The organism is Paraburkholderia sp. SIMBA_053 (genome assembly GCF_046534895.1).
GTDB classification, from domain to species: Bacteria; Pseudomonadota; Gammaproteobacteria; order Burkholderiales; family Burkholderiaceae; genus Paraburkholderia; species Paraburkholderia caledonica.
The window spans coordinates 1-241 of record NZ_JAWRXU010001559.1 but is presented as its reverse complement, the minus strand read 5'-3'; the positions used below and the strand labels follow the sequence as shown (position 1 = coordinate 241).

The 241-nt window shown below is 72.6% G+C and carries 1 protein-coding gene; it reads right to left on the bottom strand.

What is annotated here, in order from left to right; genetic code table 11:
* Positions 1 to 241 (bottom strand): oligopeptide/dipeptide ABC transporter ATP-binding protein (locus SB753_RS40800; RefSeq protein ID WP_410805643.1); only part of this gene is annotated, 241 nt, incomplete at both ends.

Below are 241 nucleotides of genomic sequence, written 5' to 3'. Positions count from 1 at the left end.
ACCTCGATCGGCGGTGGCACCACGGCATCGCAGAGCCCCTCGACCGCATGGGCGCAGCGCGGTGCGAAGCGGCATCCGCCGGGCCAGGCTGTCGCCACCGTCGGTTGCCCGGCGATCTGATAGAGCCGCTCGTCCCGAGACGAGCGGCGGTCGACCCGAGGCAGCGACGCGAGCAGCCCCGCCGTGTACGGATCCGCGGTCTCGTAGAACAGCGGGTCGACGTCGGCCGTCTCGACCAGCC